The sequence below is a fragment of the Micromonospora sp. NPDC051141 genome (assembly GCF_044455765.1).
GTDB lineage: Bacteria > Actinomycetota > Actinomycetes > Mycobacteriales > Micromonosporaceae > Micromonospora.
Genome location: NZ_JBITFD010000009.1, coordinates 26,147 through 47,020, shown reverse-complemented (window position 1 = coordinate 47,020; position 20,874 = coordinate 26,147). Strand labels below are relative to the sequence as shown.

Below are 20,874 nucleotides of genomic sequence, written 5' to 3'. Positions count from 1 at the left end.
CCGGCGGCGGAACGGATCAGAGGGAGACGACCCGGCCGCCGAGCGTGACGACCAGCCGGCCGTCGGCGGCGAAGGACCAGCCCAGGGCGCCGGCGTAGGTGGCGCAGCGGGAGCCGTTGGCGCCGGACCAGAACTGGTTCGAGCCGTCCACGTTGCCGACCGTCTTGTCGGTCGACCCGCTGCCGCTGCGGCAGGACGTGTTGGCGCGGAAGACCGAGGTGCCCGCGTCGAACGAGAAGTTGCGCTCGGTGTTGTCGATGCTCAGGTTGTTGGAGATCGTCATCGAGCCCGGGTTCCGGTTGTAGGTGAACCCGTGCTTGCCGTTGCGGTACGCGATGGTGCGCCGGACGGTGTGGTTGACCGCGATGTCCTCGCCGCCGAGCTTGAAGCCGTTGCGGTCACCGTTGGCGTTCTGCGTGCCGTTGCTCAGCGTGCCGTTGCCGTAGGAGAGGGAGTCCTCGATGGTCACCGGGCCGATCGCGCCGGTGTCGGTCTTGGTGTACAGGTCCCAACCGTCGTCGATGTTGTGGTGGGACACCGCGTACCGGAAGACGTTGCCGGTGCCGACGGTGAGCTTGGCGGCGAACCCGTCGGCGTCCTCGCCGTCGGAGTCGGCGTTGTCGTGCGACTCGACGCTGACCATGAGGTTGTTCGACGGCCACTGGTCACGCGGGGTGCTGGAGGCGATCCGGGACAGTTGCAGGCCGCTGTCGCGGTTGAACCGGGTCACCGTGCGCTCGATGACGTTGTTGCTGCCGCCGACGAAGATGCCGTTGTCACCGGCGCGTTCCACCACGACCCCCCGCACGTGCCACCAGGACGCGTTCAACGCGAGCCCCCGGTTGGCGGGGTCCTCGGTCATCGCGGAGAAGTTGAGGATCGGCGTCTCGCCCGGGTACGCGTACAGGTTCTTGCGGGCGCTCGCGGTGCCGTTGTTGCCGGCGGCGACGGTGACGGTCTGGGCCAGGTTGTAGGTGCCGCCCCGCAGGTAGACGGTGCCGCCCGCGCCGACCCGGGTGATCGCGGCGGCGATCGTGGTGGGGTTGGCCTGGGTGCCGGCCGCGCCGGCGGTGCCGTTCGGCGCGGCGTACACCGCGCCACTGGTCGGCGGCGGCGTGGTGGGCGACGGTGGCGGCGTGGTGGGCGAGGGCGGCGGGGTCGTCGGCCCGGGCGGCGGGGTGAGGGTCCCCCCGGGGTCGGTGGGGATCGCCCCGCCGCAGAGGACGCCGTTGACCGCGAACGAGGCGGGGACCGGATTGCTGGTGTTGTTCCAGCCGCCGTTGAAGCCGAACGACGTGGTCGCGTTCGTGCCGAGACTGCCGTTGTAGCTGACGTTGGCGGCCCGGACCGACGCGCCGGTCTGGGTGATGTCGACGCCCCATGCCTGGCTGACGGTCTGGCCGCCACTGAAGTTCCAGGTGACGGTCCAGCCGTTCAGCGGGTCGCCGAGGTTGGTGAGGTTGACGTTCGCGGTGAAGCCGCCGGACCACTGCGCGGTCACCGCGTAGTCGACCCGGCAGCCGGCGGCGGCCCGGGCGGGGTTCGCGCCCATCGCCAGGCCGGCGGCGGCGAGCGTGGCCGCCGCGATCGTGGACGTCCACAACGCCGCGCGGCGGTGTCGGTTGATCATGGAAATTCTCCTGCGGGTGGTGGGTTCGGTGCCGCGCCGACGTCGACACCGATGCCCGGTCGGTGCCGTCGGCGGGCCTTCCTGCTGCCCGGACGCCCGTGTGCGCGACGAGCCCGTCACGCCTCCCGCTGTGAAAGCGCTTTCAGCGCAGTCTACTGACACGCGTCGATGTGGTCAATCTCCGCCCCGGCACTGGACGATCCGCCAGCGCCGGCCGTACCCACCCCCGACCGGGACATCGTCCGGAACCGCGATGCCCGAGCGGCACGAGAGGCGATTCCTGCGTCTCACTTCGCACCGTGGAGCGGCGGCGTGGCACACGCCGCCGCGACCCTCCAGGTCGACCAAAGGAGAGGTGCATGGCCATGGGTACGCGCAACAACGCGGTCCTGAAAATCGGTGGGGTGGGGGCCCTCGCGGCACTCCTGCTCGCCTGGACGCGCTGGCCGGCTGCGGCCTGAACTGAGGTGATTGCCGGGGCCTCTTCCTATCGCCCGGGCGTTAGGAAGAGGCCCCGGCAAACCCCCGGGCGGGCGGCTAGACCTCGGTGGGGGCGTCGTGCGCCCGGAGCGTCGCGCGCACCACGGCGCGGACCCCACCGGCGACCAACAGGCCGAAGCCGGTGGCCATCAGCGGCAGCCCGACCCCGAACGGCAGGTCCGCGATCCAGTTGATGCTGCCGCGCTCCCGAAACTCGGCGAAGCTCGCCGCGACCACGGCGAGCGCGAACGTCAGCGCGCCGACGGCCGCCGTCAACGCGGTCAGCGCGGCGCCCGGATACGCCCGCGCCCAACCGCCGGCCACCAGCGCCACCAGCAGCCAGCCCAGCGTCAACAGGGTCCAGCCGCCGCCGGTGCTCAACGACGCGTACGCCCAGCCGGAGAAGGACCAGGAGTAGCCGGCCGAGACGCGGAACCACGGCGACAGATAGCCCACGGTGGCCACCACCGCGCCGAGCACCACGACGGCGTCCGGCGCGAACGATGGCCTGATGTCCTGCGTCGTCACGCCGGCCACCGTAGCCGACGCCGGCCACCACAGGTGACGGTCCCGAACCGTTCCGCTCGCCGCCGGCGCGCCGACCGTGCTGACCTCCACCGCCCCGGGCGTGCCCGCCGCGTCCGCCCGCCCACCCGGGCCGGGCGACCCGACGTCGTCCAGCAGCACCTCGACCGGCTGGTCGCGCCGGCGGCGGAAGGTAGCGCCTGCCGTACCGCTCAGGTCGCGTCGTGCAGACGGCCGTCACGCATCGCCATGATCCGGTCGGCGGCGGCGAGGTGGTCGCGGTCGTGGGTGACCAGCACCGTGGCGGTGCCCCGCTCACGGGTGAGCCGACCGATCAGGTCGATGACGGCAGCGCCCCGCTCGTGGTCGAGCGCGCTTGTCGGCTCGTCGACGAGCAGAACGACCGGGTCGTTCATCAGGGCGCGGGCGATGGTGACCCGCTGGCGCTGGCCGCCGGAGAGCTGGTGCGGGCGCCGGCCGGCCTGGGCGGCGAGCCCGACCGCGTCGAGCAGCTCCCGCGCCCGGTCCCGGGCCCCGGCCGGCGACCGGCCGGCGAGGGCGGCCATCACCTGGAGCTGCTCGACGGCGGTCAGCGACGGCAGCAGGTTGGGCTGCTGGAAGACGATGCCGATCGCGCGCCGGCGCAGCGCGGCGAGCGCGCCGCGGCCCATCCCGGTGGTGGCGACGCCGTCGACGTGGACGGTGCCGGCGTCCGGGGTGACGAGCGTGGCGGCGACCGCGAGCAGGCTGGACTTGCCCGACCCGGACGGGCCGACCACGGCGGTCAGGTCGCCCTTCCCGACCTGGAGCGTCACGTGGTCGAGCGCGGTGAGCCGGTGCTCGCCGTCCGGGTAGGTGAGCGTGACGTCGGTCAGGTCGAGGCTCATCGGGCGCTCCCCAGTGCGGTGAGCGGGTCGACGGCAGTGATGCGGCGCACGGACAGGGCGGCGCCGAGCATGCCGAGGACGACCGTCACGGTGGCCGGGACGGCGACGGTGGCCGGTGTCAGCACGAACGGCACGTCCGAGCCGGCTACCAGCACGCCGAGGCCGGCGGCCAGGCCGGCGCCGAGCGCGGTGCCGCCGACCAGCAGGACACCGGCCTGTCCGAGCGCGTCGACGAGCAGCGCGGCGGTGGAGGCCCCGAGGGCCTTCAGGACCGCGACGTCGCCGCTGCGCTGGATCGTCCACACCGTGAAGAAGGCGCCGATGACCAGGGCGGAGATGGCGAACAGGAAGCCGCGCATGAGTTGGAGCGAACCGTTCTCCGAGCGGTACGAGCCGATCGCGGCCAGCGAGTCGCCGGTGCGGACGGTCCGGGTGCCGGCGGCCCGGTCGGTGGCGGCCACGTCCACGCCGGCGGCGGTGCGCAGCGCGATCACGGTGGCGGTGTCCGCGTCGGCGACGCCGGTCCGCCGCCACGAGTCGAGGCTGGTCCACACCACCGGGGTGTGGCTGAAGGACGCGTCGCCGCGGACCGCCGCCACGGTCAGCTCCCGGCCGGCCACGGTGAGGCGGTCACCGACGCGCAGGCCCAGGTCGGCGGCGGCCGGGGTGGACAGCACCGCCGTGCGGTCGTCGAGGTCGCCGGGGGCGAGGCGGGAGCCGGCCCGGACGCCGAAGACGGAGACGGCGGCGCTGCGGCCACCGGCGGTGACCCGGGTGGTGCCGATGCCCAGCGGCTCGGCGGCGGTGACGCCGGGCGTGTCGGCCCAGCGCTGCCACTGCCGGCGCGTGACGGTCGAGTCGGCGTACGACGGCTGCGGGCCGCCGAAGGCGATCCGGTCGGCGGGCAGGCCGGTGATCGCGGAGGTGTTCTGCCGGCCCAGCCCGGCGGTCAGCCCGGACAGCAGGCCGACCAGCAGGGTGATCAGCACGATGACGGTTCCCATCAGGGCGAAGCGCCCCTTGGCGAACCTGAGGTCTCTCCAGGCGACGAACACGGGCGACACGGTCCTTTCGGCGGCGGGGTGGTCGCTCCCACGGTCGTCGCCGGAGGCCGGCCCGGGCATCCGGCGGTGGACGGCACTTCCCGGGCGGAACGGCGGGGGGCCGGTTACACCTTTCGACAGATCCCCGCCGACCTGCGCCTCCTCTACGCTGAAAGGGCCGTGACCACCGTTCCCGCCCTGACCTCCACCGCCCGCGTGCTGGCCTGGTGCCTGCACCTGCTGGTGGGTGTCCTCTTCGCGCTCGCCGGCCTCCGGGCCGTCGTCACCGGGCAGCCGCACGCGCCGGTGATCGCCGCGGTGGCGGCGGCGGGCCTGCTGACGTACGCGGCCGGAGCGCTGCGGCCCGGCGTCCACCGCTCCCGACGGGCCGCCGGCTGGTGGCTGGCGGCGGTCGGCGTCGGGTGGCTGGCGCTGACCGCGCTCACCGTGGACGGGCTGTGGCTCGCGTTCCCGCTCTACCTGCTGCAACTGCACCTGCTGTCCCGGCGGGCCGGCCCGGTCGCCGTCGCGGTGACCGCCGTGGTGGCCGTCGTCGCCTTCGCCGCCCATCGCGGCACGGTGAGCGTGGCCGGCACGGTCGGGCCGGTGCTCGGCGCCGCGGTCGCGGTGGCGGTGGTCCGGGGCTACCAGGCGCTCTACCGGGAGAGCGAGCGCCGCCGGCGGCTGATCGAGGAGCTGACCGCCACCCGCGCCGACCTGGCCCGGGCACAGCACGAGGCGGGGGTGGCGGCGGAACGCGAACGGCTGGCCGCCGAGATCCACGACACGCTGGCGCAGGGCCTGACCAGCATCCAGTTGCTGCTGCGCGCCGCCGGCCGGGTGCTGCCGGACCGGCCGGACACCGCCGCCCGCCACGTCGAGCAGGCCCGGCAGGCGGCGGCGGACAACCTCGCCGAGGCCCGGCGCTTCGTCGCCGCGCTCACCCCACCGGCGTTGGACGACACCACGCTGGCCGACGCGCTGCGACGCCTCTGCGCCACCACCGGCGCCCGGCACCGGCTCGCCGCCCGGTTCGCGGTCACCGGGGCCCCGGTCCCGCTGCCGACCGCGTACGAGGTCGCGCTGCTGCGCGTCGCCCAGGCGGCGCTGGCCAACACCGTGCGCCACGCCCGGGCCACCACCGTCGAGGTGACGCTCGGCTACCGCGCCGACCGGGTGACCCTGGACGTGATCGACGACGGCGGCGGTTTCGACCCCGAACGGCTGCCCGGTCCGGGGCCCGACGGCGGTGGGTTCGGCCTCGCCGCCATGCGGGCGCGGACCCGCGCGCTCGGCGGCGCGCTGACCGTGGCCGCCGCGCCCGGTCGCGGCGCCACCGTGTCGGCCCGGCTTCCCCGCACCCCGCCCGGCGGACGGCCGTGACCGGCACGCCGGTCCGGCTGCTGATCGCCGACGACCACCCGGTCGTCCGGGCCGGGCTGCGCGCCGTGCTGGAGACCGAGCCGGGCCTTCTCGTGGTGGCCGAGGCGGCCACCGCCGAGGAGGCGGTGGCCCGCGCCGCCGGCGGAGACGTCGACGTGGTGCTGATGGACCTGCGCTTCGGCGCCGGCCCGAGCGGGGTCGACGCGACCACCGCCATCACCGCCCGACCGCACGCGCCCCGGGTGCTGATCGTCACGACCTACGACAGCGACGCGGACACGCTGCCCGCGATCGAGGCCGGCGCGACCGGCTACCTGCTCAAGGACGCCTCGCCGGACGAGCTGGCCGCCGCCGTGCGGGCCGCCGCCACCGGCCGTACCGCGCTGGCTCCGACCGTCGCGGACCGGCTGGTGAACCGGCTGCGCACGCCGGACACGGCGCTGACCCGCCGGGAGACGGAGGTGCTCGGCCTGGTCGCGGACGGGCTGTCCAACCAGGCCGTCGGCCGCCGCCTGCACCTGACCGAGGGCACGGTCAAGTCGCACCTGTCGCGCATCTACACCAAGCTGCGCGTCGACTCCCGCACCGCGGCGGTCGCCGCCGCCGTCGACCTCGGCATCCTCCGCCGCTGACCGGCCGCGCGGTGCCGCGACCGGTCGGCGGCGTCGGTCAGGCGTCCCGGCGGCGCAGCAGGACCAGGGCGGCGCCGAGCAGCACGACCAGCCAGGCCGCGAGGACGGCCGCGCCGGCGCCCGGGGAGAGCAGGTCACCGCCCCCGCCCACGCTCATGAACGCCTGACCGGCGTTGGACGGCAGGTACGGCGAGATCCGCTCCGACCAGCTCTCCGGCAGCAGCGACACCACTCCCGGCACGACCAGCAGCAGCGCGACCACGCTGGTCAGCGCGCCGGCGGTGGTGCGCAGCAGCGAGCCGAGCGCCGCGCCGAGCACACCGACGGCCGCGAGGTAGCCGGCCGTGCCGAGCACCGCGCGCAGCACGCCGTCGTCGGAGAGGGAGATGCCCTGGTCGCCCAGGATCGCCTGCCCGCCGAGGAAGGTGAGCAGCGTGGTCGGCACCAGCACGGCCAGCACGACACCGGCCAGCACGGCGACCTTGCCGGCGAGCACCGGCCAGCGGGTCGGCACCGCGGCGAGGGACGAGCGGATCATGCCGGTGCCGTACTCACCGGCGGCCAGCAGCACGCCGAGCGTGCCGACGAGCAGTTGCGCGAGGTTGACGCCGCCGAGGCTGGCGCCGAGCGGGTCGAGCGACGACGGCCCGCCGGGCGGCGCCGGGGTGCCCGGCTCGATCGTGGCGTCGGCCAGGAACGCCGAGAAGCCGAGCCCCAACGCGGCGAACACCACCACGGTCGCGGCCAGCATGATCAGCGATGAGCGCAGCGAACGGAACTTGATCCATTCGCTGCGGACCACCCGGGGGACGGTGATCCGGGCATCGGTCGGCACGGTGGTGGCGGGTGGGGCCGCGGTGGTCATCGGTCAGCTCCTTCGGTGGCGCCGACGTACTCGACGGCGTCGCGGGTCATGGTCATGAACGCCTCTTCGAGCGACGCCTCGGTGGGGGTCAGCTCGTGCAGGGTGAGCCCGGCGGCGGCGGCCCGGTCGCCGATCGCCTCGGGGCGCAGCCCGCTGACGTCCAGCACGCCGGGCTCGCCGCCGGTGATGGTGACGTCCGGGCCGGCCAGCAGGTCGCGCAGCGCCGTGGCCTGGGGCGAGCGCACCCGTACGGTGCCGCGGGAGGCCCGGCGGGTGAACTCGGCGAGCGACACGTCGGCGATCAGCCGGCCCCGGCCGACCACGATCAGATGCTCGGCGGTCTGGGCCATCTCGCTCATCAGGTGCGAGGAGACGAAGACCGTCCGGCCCTCGGCGGCGAGTCCCTTGAGCAGGCCGCGGATCCACCGGATGCCGTCCGGGTCGAGGCCGTTGACCGGCTCGTCGAGCATCACCACCGCCGGGTCGCCGAGCAGCGCGCCGGCGATGCCCAGCCGCTGCCCCATGCCGAGCGAGAACCCGCCGGCCCGCCGGCCGGCCACCTCACGCAGCCCGACCAGGTCGATCACCTCGTCGACGCGGCGGCGCCCGATGCCGTGCGTGGCGGCCACGGCGAGCAGATGGTTGCGGGCGGAGCGGCCGGTGTGCACCGCCTTGGCCTCCAGCAGCGCGCCGACCTGGCGCAGCGGGTCCCGGTGCTCGACGTAGCGGCGGCCGTTGACCCGTACGGTCCCGGCGGTCGGCGCGTCCAGGCCGAGGATCATCCGCATGGTGGTGGACTTGCCGGCGCCGTTGGGACCGAGGAAACCGGTCACCACGCCGGGCCGGACGGTGAAGGTCAGGGCGTCGACGGCGAGCTTGTCGCCGTACCGTTTGCTCAGGTCGTGGGCTTCGATCATGTGCTCAACCCTGGCCCGCGTACCCCGGTCGGCGCGTCGGCCGGACGCGGACACCTGCGCGTACCGCGAACGCGGTACGCGGGCGGTCCGGCTACCGCGCCGGTGGGTCGGCCCGGACCAGGCCGCTCTGGTAGGCGATCACCACCAGTTGGGCCCGGTCCCGGGCGTCGAGCTTGGCCATCGCGCGGTTGACGTGGGTCTTGGCGGTCAGCGGGGAGACCACCAGCCGCTGGGCGATCTGCTCGTTGCTCAGCCCGGCGGCGACCAGCGTGACCACCTCGCGTTCCCGTTCGGTGAGCACCCGCAGCCGCGCCGGGGTGGCCCCGGGCCGCGGGTCGGGCTGGGCCAGGAACCGGGCGATCAGCCCACGGGTCGCCTTCGGGGACAACAGGGCCTCCCCGGCCGCGACGGTACGGATCGCGTCGAGCAGCTCGGCCGGCTCCACCCCCTTGCCGAGGAAGCCGCTCGCGCCGGCGCGCAGCGCCTCGAAGACGTACTCGTCGACCTCGAACGTGGTGAGGATCAGCACCCGTACGCCGGCCAGGTCCTCGTCGGCGGTGATCTCCCGGGTGGCGGCCAGGCCGTCGAGGTCGGGCATCCGGATGTCCATCAGCACCACGTCGGCGCGGGTGGCGCGGGCCCGTTCGACCGCCTCGCGCCCGGTGGCGGCCTCCCCCACCACACACAGGTCCGGCGCAGAGTCGACGAGCGCGCGGAAGCCGGCGCGGATGAGGGTCTGGTCGTCGGCGAGCAGCACCCGGACGGTCATGCCACCTCCTGCGGGATCGGGGCGGGCAGTTCCGCGCGGACCCGGAAGCCGCCGCCGGGCCCCGCGCCGGCCTGGAACGCGCCGCCCACCGCCTCGGCCCGCTCCCGCATCCCGAGCAGGCCGAGACCGGTTCCCTGGTCGCCGGCTCCGCTCGGGCCGGGCCCGTCGTCGCGGATCTCCACCACCACGCCGGCGCCGGTGTACGTGACGCCGACGGTGACGGCCGCGCCGGGCGCGTGCCGGTGGGCGTTGGTCAGCGACTCCTGGACGATCCGGTAGGCCGCCACGTCGACCGTGCTGGGCAGCGGCCGGGGCCGGCCGGTCAGGGTCCAGCGCACCGGCTGGACGGCGGCGAAGCCGTCGACGAGGGCGTCGAGGCGGCCCAGGCCGGGCATCGGCTCGGTCGGCGCGTCCGGCTCGCCGCGCCGGAGCAGGCCGAGCAGGGTGGCCAGCTCGTCCAGCACGGCGCGGGTCGCGGACCGGACGTGCCCGAGCGCCTCCTCGGCCGCGTCCGGCCGCTCCCGCAGCAGGTGCCCGGCCACCCCGGCCTGCACGTTGATCAGCGCGATCTGGTGGGCCACCACGTCGTGCAGCTCCCGGGCGATCCGGAGCCGTTCCTCCACCACCCGGCGGCGGGCCTCCTCCTCGCGGGTCCGCTCGGCCCGCCGCGCCCGCTCCTCCAGCACCGCCACGTAGGCCCGCCGGCTGCGGACCGCGTCGCCGGCCGCCACCGCGACGCCGAACCAGAGCAGCAGCACCACGACCGCCGGGTCCAGCCAGCCCACCCCGAGCGCGACGACCGCGCCGCCGCCGAGCACCAGGCCGCTCGCCGCGCCGGCCGCCACCGCGGTCCGCCGGTCGGTCCGGGTCGCCACCGTGTACGCGGCCAGCGCCACGGTCAGCACGAACGGCCCGCGTGCCTGTTGCACCAGCAGCGCGGTGGCCGCCGTGGCGGTGACCAGCGCGAGCACCGGCAACGGGTGGCGGCGGCGTAGCACCAGCGCGCCGCAGCCGGCCAGCGCGAGCAGCACCGCGCCGACGGTCAGCGGGTCGCGCGGGGGCCCGCCGGGCGGGTTCACCGGGAGCAGGCTGACCACGAAGAGCAGCGCGGCCAGCAGCGCATCGGTCACGGTCGGGTGCGCCCGGGCCACCCGACGCCACCGCGCGACGCGTCCCATGCGGTCACCGTACGACACGGGTGGTGCGGCCGAGCCGGCGGCGATCATGATCGACGACCTCCACTCCTTTTCGCTACGCAAGCGTAGCGTTAGGGTGTGGGTATGCGATCCTCCCCCCGACCGGCCCGCCTCGACGTCGGCGGCGCCGCGTGACCGGTCCGGTCCTGGTCACCGGCGCGACCGGGAACGTCGGCGGCGCGGTCGCCCGGTCGCTGCGGGCCGCAGGCGTACCGTTGCGGGTAGCCGGCACCGACGTGGCGCGCCTGCGGACGTGCTTCCCCGACACCCCGGCGGCCCGCCTCGACTTCCGCGACCCGGGCACCTTCGACGCCGCGCTGGACGGCGTGGCCGGGCTGTTCCTGCTCCGCCCGCCGCAGATCGCCCGGGTGGGCCCCACGCTGAACGCGCTGGTCGACCGCGCCGTGCGGCACCGGGTGGCGCACGTGGTCTTCGCCTCGGTCGCCGGTGCGGAGAGCAACCAGGTGGTCCCGCACCACCGGGTCGAGCGCCACCTGCGGGCCAGCGGCCTGCCGAACACGATCCTGCGACCGGGGTTCTTCGCGCAGAACCTCGCCGACGCCTACCGCCGGGACATCCGGGAGGACGGCCGGATCTACTTGCCCGCCGGTGACGGCCGGGTCGCCTTCGTCGACACCCGGGACCTCGGCGACGTGGCGGCGACGGTCCTCGCCGATCCGACCGCGCACCGCGGCGCCGCCTACCTGTTGACCGGGCCGCAGGCGCTCGACTTCACCGAGGTGGCGGCGCTGCTCACCGAGGTGCTCGGGCGCCCGGTCCGCTACCGTGCCGCGGGCGTCGCCGGCTACCTGCGGCACCTGCGCCGGCGGCGGGTCCCGGTGACGCAGGCGGTGGTGCAGACCGTGCTGCACACCGGTCTGCGCCGGGGGCAGGCCGAGCGGGTCGACCCCACGCTGCCGCTCCTGCTCGGACGCCCGGCCCGGACCCTGCGCGAGTACGTGACCGAGCACCGCGACGTGTGGCGGTGGACGCCGGGGCCGGAGCGGCCGAAGATGGGCGGATGAGCCCGCCGACCGACCCGCGGGTGCGGCGCACCCGGGCCGTCGTCCTGGAGACCGTGCTGGATCTGCTCGCCGAACGCGGCGTCGCCGGCACCACCGTCGAGGCGGTCGCGGAACGCTCCGGGGTGGCGAAGACGACCATCTACCGACACTGGGACGGGCAGGCGGCGCTGGTGCTCGACGCCTTCGCCGGCGTACGACGCCCGCCCGAGGACCCGGACACCGGCACGCTCCGGGGCGACCTGACGGCCCTGGCCACCGGGCTGGCCGGCGCGGTCTCCGCGGGTCCCGCCGCCGGGTTGTGGTTCGCGCTCGTCGACGCCGCCGAACGGGACCCGCGCCTGGGGGCGCTGCACCACCGGGAGGCCGAGCTCCGGCACGCGGTCATCCTGCGGGTGGTCGAACGGGGCGTCGGGCGGGGCGAGCTCCCCGACGGGACGGATCCCGCCGAGGTGCTCGACCTGCTCGCCGGCCCGATCTTCTACCGTCGCGCCGCCACCGGCGCCACCGTCGACCGGCGGTACGCCGAGCGGCTGGTCGACCGGGTGCTGCGCGCGTACCGGACCTGACAGGGGCGTCAGTCCGGTTGCCGGTCGGCGCCGAAGTACTCGGGTCGGCTGACCCAGGCGTCGCTGACGAACATCACGCCGGGCCGCTGGGCCAGGATGTCGCGCAGCCCGGTGACCACCGGCTCGGCCCGGCCCGGCGGGAGCACGGCGATGACCATGACGAGTCCGGCCCGGTCGTTGAAGAGCAGCCGCCCCTCGTGGGTGCCGTGGTGGCCGAAGCCGGAGACGCCGCTCAGGCTGGTCCAGCCGCTCACCCCGGAGGCGTGCAGCAGGGTGCGGACCGCGTCGGCGTCGTCGGCGCGCGTGACGACCTCCACCTTGACCATGCGGGTCAGTCCCAGTTCGTTCATGCCGTGTACTCCTTCTCCGTCGCGGACGCCGGGTGGCGCGCGGGCGGCTCGGTGGCGGGTGCGGTGACGTGGCGCGGGGCGGGCAGCGCCCGCCACGATCCACCCGACGCGGGCTCGGACCACGCGCCGGTGCCGGGGTCGACGACGGTCAGCGACAGCCACCCGCCGTCGACCAGGTGGCGCAGCCCGGGGTTACGGCCCAGCACCGCGTCGACCAGGTGGTGCGGGGCGCGGACCACCGCGAGCAGCCGCACCGGCTCGTGTGCCGGCCGGGTGCCGTCGGCGACCGACTGGAGCGGCAGACCGGGGCGCAGGTCGCCGCCGGATCCGGAGAGGACGCCGAGCGCGTCGCCGAGCACGGTGTGCACGGTCTTGGTGCCCGCGCCGAGCCGCTGCGGGTCGACAGTGGAGAAGTAGTACTGGAGGTTGATCCAGGCGGCCACCACGAGCGGGCCGGTCATGATCGCCTCCAGCGCCGCCGCGTCCCGGTCGCCGGTCCAGTCGTAGGAGTGCAGGAACGTGCGGCAGCCGAGGTCGACGCCGGCGGTCAGCTCGCGGGGCGCGGCGATGAACGCGGCGTTGCCGGCCAGCGCCCACTCCGGGCGGACCTGCGCCCAGTCCCCGGCCCGCCGGGGCAGGCGGCGCGGACGCGGCCGGCCGGGCAGTCGCGCGGCCCGTTCCGCGCGCAGCCGCGCGCCCGCCCCGGCCAGCCGGCCGGTGAGTTCCTCGACCGCCGGTCGCAGCCCGGCGGGCACGGCGTCCACGTCGAACAGCCGCACCTCGTCGGTGACGGTGTCGTGCTCGCCGGCCAGCACGTGCGTGCCGTCGGGCAGGTGGATGCCCCGGTCGGCGAGGGCCGCGCGCACCTCGGGCCGGTTGAGCATCCCGGCGGCGAGACGGGCGCTCACCCCGCCCCGGTTGCCGCCGCAGGCGCCGCAGTCCAGCGCGGCGGCGTACGGGTTGTTGGCGCTGGTGGCGCCGTGCCCGCAGAGCAGCACCAGCGGCGCGAAGCCGGCGGTGAGCCCGATCGTGCGCAGCGTCGCCTCGGCGTAGTAGACCTGTTCGTCGAGGCTCATGGCGGTGGTCAGGTCGGCGACGGTCGGTGCGGTGTGGTCGACGGGCGGCACGAACCGGCCCGGCGCGGCGGCCCGCAGGAGCAGGGCGGCGGTGGCCAGCACGCCGGCGACCTCGACGAAGGCGAACGCGCCGACCGGGTTCGCCTTGGCGGCGGCGTAGGCGCGTCGCCAGGCCTGCCGCGAGCGCCCGGCGTGGCCGGCCCCCGCCGCCTCGACGGTGGCCACCGGTCGCATGAGGACCGGGCAGCGGTCCCGCCCGCGCCGGGCGCCGGCGGTCACGGTACGCACGGGCAGGCCGAAGAAGCCGGCGAAGCCGTACGTGTCGACCGGCCCGGCCGCCTCCAGGTGGCGGCGCAGGCCCTCGCTGCGCACGTCGATGCAGAACACCGCCTGGGCGAGCGCCGGGGCGTCGACGGCCGGCCGGTCCACGCGCCGGTCCAGCCGGTGCCGCAGCCGACGCCGGTACGCGTGCTCGGCGGCGGCGAGCCACACCTCGGACTGCCGGGACGGGGTCAACTGGCAGGCCACGTCCCGCAGCGTGGCCACGGTCTCCCCGGGCAGGCAGGCCAGCGTGGCGACGTCGACGTCGAGCGCGCCGGCGAGTCGGGCGAGCGCCTCCGGGGTGATCCCGGCGGACCTCGGGAGCGTGGCGGGTGTCGCGGCGGCGATCGAGTCCAGCACCGGGGGCAGCTCCAGGTGGCGCTGGGCGGCGGCGCCGGCGAGCGCGTACTCGTAGGTGAGGCGCACGGCGAGCAGGTCCAGTGGGCTCAGTGCCGGCCCCTGTCCGGGATTGGCCTGGGCCCAGCGGGCGTGCCCGGCCCAGCCGGGCAGCCGGAGCAGGGACCGGGACAGGTAGGTGGACCAGGCCGCCGGCGGCACCCCCATCGCGCGCAGGAGCACCGCGACGGCCTGCTCGGGCGCCTCGGGCAGGGCGTCGACGAGCGTCGCGAGGCCGGTGACGCCCCGCCGGGCCAGGGCCGGATCGGCGCCGGCCATCCGCCGCCAGCGCGCCCAGCAGCCCGCGTCCGTCGGGCCGGGGACCGGCCAGAGCGCCGCCGGGCGTCCGCTGTGCGCCGCGCACCAGGCGGCCACCAGGTCGTCGACGTCCGCGGTGGTCCGGGTGCCCAGCGCCCGGTCGAGCGTCTCGGCGAGCGTGTGCGGTCCGGTCTCGCCCGGGGTGCGGGGGCGGGGCCGCGCGGGCAGCTCGGCGAGCCGGCGCCGCGCGACCGCGAGCAGGTCGGCCGGTGGGGGCGGCCCGTCGTGCACCGGGTGGCTCAGCACGGCCACCTGGAGGTCGGTGACGTCGATCCGCCGGTGGCCGAGCAGGACCGCGCCGGCGGCGCGCGGTGGTGGCGGGAGCACAGCGGCGAGGTCGGCCTCGGTGATCCGGCCGTCGTGCAGCCGCTGCCGGTACTCGGCGGCCGGCAGGTGGGTCCGCGTGCCGGCGAGGCCCCGTAGCTCGGCGGTGGCCCGGGCGAACGGCACGCGTTCCCGGCCGGCGAGCGGGTTCACCGCGACGAAGGCGTCCAGGGGGCCGACGGCGGCGACGTGGTCGGCGGCGGCGGTCGCCGCGGCGACGGCCCGGGCGCCGTCCGAGCGGTCGAGCAGGCCGGGGCGCGGCACGGTGAGCGCCGCGGGGGTCGGCCCGCCGGGCGGGGCCGTCCGGTGGGCCCGCGGCACGGCGACGCCATCGTGCCAGGCCCACCACCAGAGCGTGGCGCTGGGCCGGCGGCGCAGCACGGCCCCGGCGACGGCCACCACGGCGAGCACGCACGCCACGGCGACGACGCCGACGAGGCTCGTCCCGGTCGGCAGCGCCAGCCAGCGGTCGACCGCCCGCCCGGCGACGAGGTGTCCGCCGGCCAGCGCGGCCACGGTGCCGGTGAGGGCGACGGCGGTACGGGCCGGCAGCGCGCGGTCGGCGAGGGCGGACCAGACGGCGGCGAGCGCGGCGGCGGCGACCAGCGCGGCGCTGAGCGCACCGCTCGCGGTGGCGCCGAGCAGCAGCTCGGTGGCGAGCACGGTGACGAGCACCGTCGCGGCGGCGAGGACGCGGGACCGGGTCGGCGGCGGGCCCTCCGGCCGGGGCGTGCCGGCGGCACGGGCCTGCGCCTGGAGCGTGCCGCCGGCGGAGAGGAACGCGTACGCCTTGTAGACGGCGTGCCCGACCAGGTGCACGGCGGCCAGTCCGAACGCGCCGAGCCCGCACTGGGCGAGCATGAACCCCATCTGCGCGACGGTGGACCGGGCGAGCGTGCCCTTGACGTCGGTGCGTACCGCGGCGAACAGCAGCCCGGAGACGGCGGTGACGAGGCCGACGAGCACCATCGCCGGCATCATCCCGGGCGCGGCGGTGACCACCGGCGCCAATGTGATCATGAGGAACCCGGCCACGTTGACCATGCCGGCGTGCAGGAGCGCCGAGACCGGGGTCGGCGCGTCCAGGGTGGACGGCAGCCAGCGGTGCGCCGGCACCTGCGCGGACCGGACCATGGCGGCCGCCAGCAGCAGCGCGCCGGCGGTGGCGAGCAGCCACCCGGGCCGGTCACCGGCCGTGGCGCGCACCGCGGCCAGGTCGGCGTCGCCGGCGGGCGTGACCAGCAGCGCGAGGCCGGCCACCAGGGCGACGTCGCCGGCGAGGAACAGTCGCCGGGTCCGGCGGACGGCGGCCCGCACCCGGGGCTGGTCCCGGTAGTGGCCGATGAGGCCGACCAGCAGGTGCCCGGCCGAGATCCAGCCGACGGCCAACTGCACCAGGCTGGGCGCGGTGGCCATCACCAGTGTCGCGGTGCTGGCCGCCGCCACCCGGGCCTGGAGCGCGCGGGCGCCCGGCTCGCCGTCGAGGTAGCGGCGCGCGTAGCCGGCGACGACGGCGGCCAGTCCACAGACGAGCAGCACGAACAACGCGGTGAACCGGTCGACGCGGACGCCGACGGAGAACGCCGGCCCGAGCGTGTCGACGCGGGCGAGCACGCCCGGTACGGCCGGGTCGGCCGCCACCCGGACCAGCAGCGCGGTGGCCGCCACCGCGCTCAGACCGAGCAACGCGCCCACCACCCGGGCGGCCCGGCGCGGGTCGGGCACCGCCAACGCGCCGAGCACCGCCGATGCGGGCCCGATCAGGACTCCCAGGACCAGTGCGACGTCCATCGCCACCTCCTTCAGACAAGCGCACTCTATTACACGATTTCAAATTCGTGTATCGTGAGACGCACGACAGTGGCTCGTCACGAGGAGCAGTGATGGACATGACCGGATCGTCGCCGCAGGGATGGCCCGTCAGCCCGAGCTTCGCCCTCGCCCGACTGCGGGCGGGACACCACCGGTTCCGGGTGGGCGCGGCGCCCACGCCGTTCGTCCCGGCCGGCGCCCCGGTGGCGGCGGTCCTCTCCTGCGCCGATCCGCAGCCGGAAGCGGTGACGGTGTTCGGCGGCGCCGACGTGTTCGGGGTCCGCGCCGCCGGTCTGAGCACCGGGCCCTCGGTGCGGGGCAGCCTGGAGTACGCGGTCGGTCACCTCGGCACACCGCTGGTGGTGGTGCTCGGCCACACCGCCTGTTCGCTGCCGCACGGGAGCGGACCCGAACGGGTGCGCGCCACGCTCGCCGCGCTGCGCCGGCACTCCCCCCTGCTCGATCAGGCGGTCCGCGCCGGCCGCTGCGGCCTGCACGGCATGGTCTGGCACGACGCGTCGCTGACCCTCGTCGAGGTGCGTCCCAGCGCCCCGCCGCCGGTCCGGCGCGTCGGCCGCCTGCGACCGCCGAACCGGGCCGGGGCCCGGCTGGCCTGAACCGGGACGGCGCTCAGGGGTTGCAGCGCGGGCAGGTCCCCGGGTCGGCCGCACCGGCCACCGGACGTCGCTCGCGGTACGGGCACCGGGCGCATCCGGAGACCCGCACCGCCACCTGGTGGGTGGTCGTGCCGCAGTCCCGGCAGGGCAGGCCGGCCGCCGTGCCGAGCGGGCCGAACCCGGGCGCGGCGCAGTCCGGGCAGGCCGTGGCGAGCCGGCGGGCCAGGCGCAGCCCGGCGGCGGCGATCACCCGCATCCGGGTCGGGTTGACGTGGGCCCGCAGGTCCGCCGCGAGCACCGCGTCGCCGTCGCCACTGTCGGCGGCTGCCCGACGCAGTGCGGCGAACACGTCGCCGAGGCGGCGCAGGCCCTTCTCCGGCCGGCCCGCGCCGCGCGCCGGCCGGACGACGACGGCGTGGTGCGGGAAGCCGACCCGACGCAGGAAGGCCACCACCACGGTCCGGTCCCGACCGTCGGTGGTGACCTGCGCGTGGTTGGTCTCCAGGCTGACCACGGACTCCACCACGGTCAGGCCGGACCGGTCGTCGACAAGCGCGACGTACTCCACGTCGGCGGGCACGCCGGGCAGCGTCGGGTGCGGACCGAACGCGCCCTCGCTGGCCAGACCGACCGGGCATCCGGTGGCGGACATCCCGAGCCGCGCCTTGCGCAGCACGGTCTCCCGCGCGGTGCCGGGCCGGGGCACCTCACCGGTGAACGTGCCGAGCGCGTCGGTGTCCACCGCCGCCACCCGCAGGCCCACGCCCAGCCGACGGCGCAGCGGCGGGCGGAGCGCCCACTGCTTGCCGTGCATGGTCGCCAACGCCGCCGTCACACCACGGAACGGGGAGCCCTCCACTCCCCGGACCCTACCCGACATCCGAAGCGCAATTCCGGAGTCTGGCTACGTGTCGGCCTGACCGAGCGCGTCGACCAGGCCGGCCAGCAGCGCCACCCGCGGCACCACCGAGTCGAGATCGAGCCACTCCCCCGGGCTGTGGTCGGCGCCGCCGACCGGGCCGAGCCCGTCCAGCACGGTCGCGCCGGCCTCGGCCAGCAGGTTCGCGTCGGCGCAGCCCCCGGTCGCGGTGTGCGACACCGGTACGCCGAGCCCGGCGCCCACCTTCGCGGCCAGCTCGGCCAGCCGGCGTCCGGCCGGGTCCGGCTCCCACGGCGGGGTGGGCGCCTGCACGACCAGCTCGGCGTGCACGCCGGAGACGAGCGGCGCGGCGACCAGCCGGCGGATCTCGGCCAGCGCGGCCTCGTACTCGCCGGTGCGCCAGGCGCGCAGGTCGACAAGCATCCGGGCCCGGTCGGCGACCACGTTGGGCCGGCCGCCGGCCTCCAACGCGCCGACGTTCACCGTCACCCCGGGCCAGCGGCCGTTGAGCTGGTCCAGCGCCACGGTCAGCCGGGCGGCGGCGAGCAGCGCGTTGGCGCCACGCTCCGGCTCGATGCCGGCGTGCGCGGCCCGCCCGCGCAGCGTGACCGCCAGGTCGGCGACACCCTTGCGGGCGGAGACCAGGTCGCCGTTGTCGCGGGCGCACTCCAGGCAGAGCGCCACGTCGGCCTCGGCCCCGAGGGTACGCAGCAGCGGCCGGCTGCCCACCGAGCCGATCTCCTCGTCCGGCGTGCAGACCAGCACCAGCTCGCCGTAGCGGTGCCGGTCCAGCGCGGCGAGCACCTCGACGGCGGCGAGTCCGGCGAGCACGCCGCCCTTGTCGTCACTGACCCCCGGCCCGTACGCCCGACCGTCCTGCACCCGGAACGGGCGGGCGGCGGCGGTGCCCGGCGGGAACACGGTGTCCAGGTGGCCGGCGAGCAGGATCCGGCGGGTGCCGGCGCCCCGGCGGCGGGCGACCAGCACGTCGCCGAGCGGCCGGCCGGCCGGGTCGGCGACCGGTGCCCGCTCGACGGACAGCCCGGCGCCGAGGCACCAGCCCTGCACCAGGTCGAAGACCTCCCGCAGCCCGTCGAACTGGCCGGAGCCGGAGTCGACCGCGACCAGTCGGGCGAGCCGGTCGTGGTACGCGGTCAGCCGGTCACCGGCGGCGCGCAACAGCGGGTCCATGTCAGAGCACCTTGTCGAGGAAGGCGCGGGTGCGCTCGTGGCGGGGTCGGCCGAGCACCTCGTCCGGCGGGCCGGCCTCGACCACCACGCCGTCGTCGAGGAACGCGACCTGGTCGGCGACCTCGCGGGCGAAGCCCATCTCGTGCGTCACCACCACCATGGTCATGCCGTCGGCGGCGAGCCCCTTCATCACGTCCAGCACCTCGCCGACGAGTTCCGGGTCGAGCGCGGAGGTGGGCTCGTCGAAGAGCATCAGTTTCGGGCGCATGGCCAGCGCCCGGGCGATCGCCACCCGCTGCTGCTGGCCGCCGGAGAGCTGGCTCGGGTAGTGGTCCGCGCGCTCGGCCAGCCCGACGCGGTCGAGCAGGCGCATCGCCTCGGCGCGGGCGCGTTCACGCGGGGTGCGCAGCACCCGCACCGGCGCCTCGGTGACGTTACCGAGCGCGGTGAGGTGCGGGAACAGGTTGAACCGCTGGAACACCATGCCGATGTCGCGGCGGCGCACCGCCACCTCGCGGGCCCTCAGCTCGTGCAGCCTGTCGCCCTGGCGGCGGTAGCCGACCAGCTCGCCGTCCACCGAGAGCTGCCCGCCGTCGATGCGTTCCAGGTGGTTGACGCAGCGCAGGAACGTCGACTTGCCGGAGCCGGAGGGGCCGAGCAGGCAGGCCACCTCGCCCGGGGCCACGGTCAGGTCGATGCCCTTGAGCACCTCAACCGGGCCGAACCGCTTGGTCACGCCCTCGGCACGGACCATCGCCGTCATCGCACGCCTCCCCGGGCGAAGCCGCGGCCGAACCGGCGCTCGATCAGCCACTGGCCGACGGAGAGGAGGCTGACCAGGGCGAGGTACCAGATCGCCGCCACCAGGAGCAGCGGGATCACCTTGTAGTTGTTCTGGTAGACGCTCTGCACGGCGGTCATCAGGTCCCGTCCGGCGATGATCGACACGAGCGCGGTCGACTTGAGCATGGTGATGGTCTCGTTGCCCATCGGCGGGATGATCACGCGCATGGCCTGGGGCAGCACCACCCGGCGCAGGGTGAGCGTGGGGCCCATGCCGAGCGCGGCGGCGGCCTCGGTCTGCCCGTCGTCGACGGCCAGGATGCCGCCGCGGATCACCTCGGCCGCGTACGCCATCTCGTTGAGCGACAGCGCGAGCACGGCGGCCACGGTGCCGGTGACCACCACGCTGGTGGGACGGTCGAACAGCACGGTGCCGGTGAACGGCACGGTGAGCGTGATCCGGGGGAACAGCGCGCCGAGGAACCCGAAGAAAATGATCTGCACCAGCAGCGGGGTGCCGCGGAAGACCCAGATGAACGTCCACGAGACGCCGCGCAGCACCGGGTTGTCGGAGAGCCGCAGCACGGCGAGCAGGACGCCGCCGGCGGTGCCGAGCAGCATGGCGAGCAGCGTGAGCCAGAGCGTGGTGACCACGCCGTCGAGCACGTAGTCCTGGAACAGGTAGTGGGCCACGGTGCGGGGTTCGAGGTTGGGGCTGGTCAGCAGCGCCCGCAGGAACATCGCGGCCAGCCCGGCCACGACCAGCGCGGTGAGCCAGCGGCCGTAGTGGCGGACGGGGACGACCCGTACCGTCGGGGGTTCGGTGGTGGTCATCGTGGAAGTGCCTCCGGCAGGGGGTGCGGCGGTCGCCGGGCGCCTTCGGGCCCG

At 76.0% G+C, this 20,874-nt stretch carries 19 protein-coding genes; 5 read left to right on the top strand and 14 right to left on the bottom strand.

What is annotated here, in order from left to right:
* Positions 1–16: 16 nt before the first annotated feature.
* From ACIA6B_RS18265 to ACIA6B_RS18250, 4 genes are all read right to left on the bottom strand, one after another.
* A complete protein-coding gene (locus ACIA6B_RS18265; RefSeq protein ID WP_396774680.1) occupies positions 17–1,630 on the bottom strand; it encodes a cellulose-binding domain-containing protein in 1,614 nt (537 codons plus the stop codon).
* Between the two features lie 537 nt (positions 1,631–2,167).
* Positions 2,168–2,638 carry a hypothetical protein gene (locus ACIA6B_RS18260; RefSeq protein WP_396774678.1) on the bottom strand — a complete coding sequence of 157 codons (471 nt, stop codon included), beginning with the start codon at positions 2,636–2,638 and terminating at the stop codon, positions 2,168–2,170.
* 209 nt (positions 2,639–2,847) lie between these two features.
* Entirely contained in the window at positions 2,848–3,522 is a 675-nt protein-coding gene (locus ACIA6B_RS18255; RefSeq protein ID WP_396774676.1) for an ABC transporter ATP-binding protein, read from the bottom strand.
* Entirely contained in the window at positions 3,519–4,526 is a 1,008-nt protein-coding gene (locus ACIA6B_RS18250) for an ABC transporter permease (RefSeq protein ID WP_396774674.1), read from the bottom strand. The genes ACIA6B_RS18255 and ACIA6B_RS18250 overlap by 4 nt, the downstream gene beginning before the upstream one ends.
* A 219-nt stretch (positions 4,527–4,745) precedes the next feature.
* On the opposite strand from ACIA6B_RS18250, the gene ACIA6B_RS18245 reads away from it, so the two are divergent.
* Together ACIA6B_RS18245 and ACIA6B_RS18240 are read left to right on the top strand one after the other, a co-directional pair.
* Positions 4,746–5,948 (top strand): sensor histidine kinase, encoded by a 1,203-nt coding sequence (locus ACIA6B_RS18245; RefSeq protein WP_396774672.1) that lies wholly within the window; start codon positions 4,746–4,748, stop codon positions 5,946–5,948.
* Entirely contained in the window at positions 5,945–6,580 is a 636-nt protein-coding gene (locus ACIA6B_RS18240; protein WP_396774670.1) for a response regulator, read from the top strand. The genes ACIA6B_RS18245 and ACIA6B_RS18240 overlap by 4 nt, the downstream gene beginning before the upstream one ends.
* 37 nt (positions 6,581–6,617) lie before the next feature.
* Here the strand turns inward: ACIA6B_RS18240 and ACIA6B_RS18235 are convergent, their stop codons facing one another.
* From ACIA6B_RS18235 to ACIA6B_RS18220, 4 genes are all read right to left on the bottom strand, one after another.
* Positions 6,618–7,445, bottom strand: a complete 828-nt coding sequence (locus ACIA6B_RS18235) for an ABC transporter permease subunit (RefSeq protein ID WP_396774668.1) — start codon at positions 7,443–7,445, stop codon at positions 6,618–6,620.
* A complete protein-coding gene (locus ACIA6B_RS18230; protein ID WP_396774666.1) occupies positions 7,442–8,362 on the bottom strand; it encodes an ABC transporter ATP-binding protein in 921 nt (306 codons plus the stop codon). Before ACIA6B_RS18230 ends, ACIA6B_RS18235 begins: the two co-directional genes overlap by 4 nt.
* A gap of 91 nt (positions 8,363–8,453) precedes the next feature.
* A complete protein-coding gene (locus tag ACIA6B_RS18225) occupies positions 8,454–9,131 on the bottom strand; it encodes a response regulator (protein ID WP_396774665.1) in 678 nt (225 codons plus the stop codon).
* A complete protein-coding gene (locus tag ACIA6B_RS18220; RefSeq protein ID WP_396774663.1) occupies positions 9,128–10,309 on the bottom strand; it encodes a sensor histidine kinase in 1,182 nt (393 codons plus the stop codon). The genes ACIA6B_RS18225 and ACIA6B_RS18220 overlap by 4 nt, the downstream gene beginning before the upstream one ends.
* 149 nt (positions 10,310–10,458) lie before the next feature.
* On the opposite strand from ACIA6B_RS18220, the gene ACIA6B_RS18215 reads away from it, so the two are divergent.
* Both ACIA6B_RS18215 and ACIA6B_RS18210 read left to right on the top strand, forming a co-directional pair.
* Positions 10,459–11,352, top strand: a complete 894-nt coding sequence (locus ACIA6B_RS18215) for an SDR family oxidoreductase (protein ID WP_396774662.1) — start codon at positions 10,459–10,461, stop codon at positions 11,350–11,352.
* A complete protein-coding gene (locus ACIA6B_RS18210; RefSeq protein ID WP_396774660.1) occupies positions 11,349–11,918 on the top strand; it encodes a TetR/AcrR family transcriptional regulator in 570 nt (189 codons plus the stop codon). The genes ACIA6B_RS18215 and ACIA6B_RS18210 overlap by 4 nt, the downstream gene beginning before the upstream one ends.
* A gap of 8 nt (positions 11,919–11,926) precedes the next feature.
* Here the strand turns inward: ACIA6B_RS18210 and ACIA6B_RS18205 are convergent, their stop codons facing one another.
* Both ACIA6B_RS18205 and ACIA6B_RS18200 read right to left on the bottom strand, forming a co-directional pair.
* The gene (locus ACIA6B_RS18205) at positions 11,927–12,268 is read right to left on the bottom strand and encodes a DUF190 domain-containing protein (RefSeq protein WP_396774658.1); all 342 of its coding nucleotides are present in this window, start codon (positions 12,266–12,268) and stop codon (positions 11,927–11,929) included.
* Positions 12,265–16,494, bottom strand: a complete 4,230-nt coding sequence (locus ACIA6B_RS18200) for a putative inorganic carbon transporter subunit DabA (RefSeq protein WP_396774656.1) — start codon at positions 16,492–16,494, stop codon at positions 12,265–12,267. Before ACIA6B_RS18200 ends, ACIA6B_RS18205 begins: the two co-directional genes overlap by 4 nt.
* 92 nt (positions 16,495–16,586) lie before the next feature.
* Between ACIA6B_RS18200 and ACIA6B_RS18195 the strand changes: the two genes are divergently transcribed.
* Complete coding sequence (locus ACIA6B_RS18195; protein ID WP_396774654.1) at positions 16,587–17,132, top strand: carbonic anhydrase; 546 nt, start codon at positions 16,587–16,589, stop codon at positions 17,130–17,132.
* 13 nt (positions 17,133–17,145) lie between these two features.
* Here the strand turns inward: ACIA6B_RS18195 and ACIA6B_RS18190 are convergent, their stop codons facing one another.
* The 4 genes from ACIA6B_RS18190 to ACIA6B_RS18175 are packed head-to-tail and all read right to left on the bottom strand — an operon-like array spanning position 17,146 to position 20,820.
* Complete coding sequence (locus ACIA6B_RS18190; protein ID WP_396774652.1) at positions 17,146–17,991, bottom strand: DUF6671 family protein; 846 nt, start codon at positions 17,989–17,991, stop codon at positions 17,146–17,148.
* Positions 17,992–18,036: 45 nt separating this feature from the next.
* Positions 18,037–19,203, bottom strand: a complete 1,167-nt coding sequence (locus tag ACIA6B_RS18185; protein ID WP_396774651.1) for a M20/M25/M40 family metallo-hydrolase — start codon at positions 19,201–19,203, stop codon at positions 18,037–18,039.
* 1 nt (position 19,204) lies between these two features.
* Positions 19,205–19,966, bottom strand: coding sequence for an amino acid ABC transporter ATP-binding protein (locus tag ACIA6B_RS18180; protein WP_396774649.1), 762 nt, complete (start codon positions 19,964–19,966; stop codon positions 19,205–19,207).
* Positions 19,963–20,820 carry an amino acid ABC transporter permease gene (locus ACIA6B_RS18175; protein WP_396774647.1) on the bottom strand — a complete coding sequence of 286 codons (858 nt, stop codon included), beginning with the start codon at positions 20,818–20,820 and terminating at the stop codon, positions 19,963–19,965. The genes ACIA6B_RS18180 and ACIA6B_RS18175 overlap by 4 nt, the downstream gene beginning before the upstream one ends.
* Between the last annotated feature and the right edge of the window lie 54 nt (positions 20,821–20,874).

What these genes read in the sequence shown, in the direction of transcription:
- ACIA6B_RS18175 (WP_396774647.1), bottom strand. Translation starts at nt 20,820, where the DNA reads ATGACCACCACCGAACCCCCGACGGTACGGGTCGTCCCCGTCCGCCAC.
- ACIA6B_RS18265 (WP_396774680.1), bottom strand. Translation starts at nt 1,630, where the DNA reads ATGATCAACCGACACCGCCGCGCGGCGTTGTGGACGTCCACGATCGCG.
- ACIA6B_RS18185 (WP_396774651.1), bottom strand. Translation starts at nt 19,203, where the DNA reads ATGGACCCGCTGTTGCGCGCCGCCGGTGACCGGCTGACCGCGTACCAC.
- ACIA6B_RS18250 (WP_396774674.1), bottom strand. Translation starts at nt 4,526, where the DNA reads ATGGGAACCGTCATCGTGCTGATCACCCTGCTGGTCGGCCTGCTGTCC.
- ACIA6B_RS18220 (WP_396774663.1), bottom strand. Translation starts at nt 10,309, where the DNA reads ATGGGACGCGTCGCGCGGTGGCGTCGGGTGGCCCGGGCGCACCCGACC.
- ACIA6B_RS18225 (WP_396774665.1), bottom strand. Translation starts at nt 9,131, where the DNA reads ATGACCGTCCGGGTGCTGCTCGCCGACGACCAGACCCTCATCCGCGCC.
- ACIA6B_RS18180 (WP_396774649.1), bottom strand. Translation starts at nt 19,966, where the DNA reads ATGACGGCGATGGTCCGTGCCGAGGGCGTGACCAAGCGGTTCGGCCCG.
- ACIA6B_RS18210 (WP_396774660.1), top strand. Translation starts at nt 11,349, where the DNA reads ATGAGCCCGCCGACCGACCCGCGGGTGCGGCGCACCCGGGCCGTCGTC.
- ACIA6B_RS18205 (WP_396774658.1), bottom strand. Translation starts at nt 12,268, where the DNA reads ATGAACGAACTGGGACTGACCCGCATGGTCAAGGTGGAGGTCGTCACG.
- ACIA6B_RS18230 (WP_396774666.1), bottom strand. Translation starts at nt 8,362, where the DNA reads ATGATCGAAGCCCACGACCTGAGCAAACGGTACGGCGACAAGCTCGCC.
- ACIA6B_RS18235 (WP_396774668.1), bottom strand. Translation starts at nt 7,445, where the DNA reads ATGACCACCGCGGCCCCACCCGCCACCACCGTGCCGACCGATGCCCGG.
- ACIA6B_RS18200 (WP_396774656.1), bottom strand. Translation starts at nt 16,494, where the DNA reads ATGGACGTCGCACTGGTCCTGGGAGTCCTGATCGGGCCCGCATCGGCG.
- ACIA6B_RS18255 (WP_396774676.1), bottom strand. Translation starts at nt 3,522, where the DNA reads ATGAGCCTCGACCTGACCGACGTCACGCTCACCTACCCGGACGGCGAG.
- ACIA6B_RS18195 (WP_396774654.1), top strand. Translation starts at nt 16,587, where the DNA reads ATGGACATGACCGGATCGTCGCCGCAGGGATGGCCCGTCAGCCCGAGC.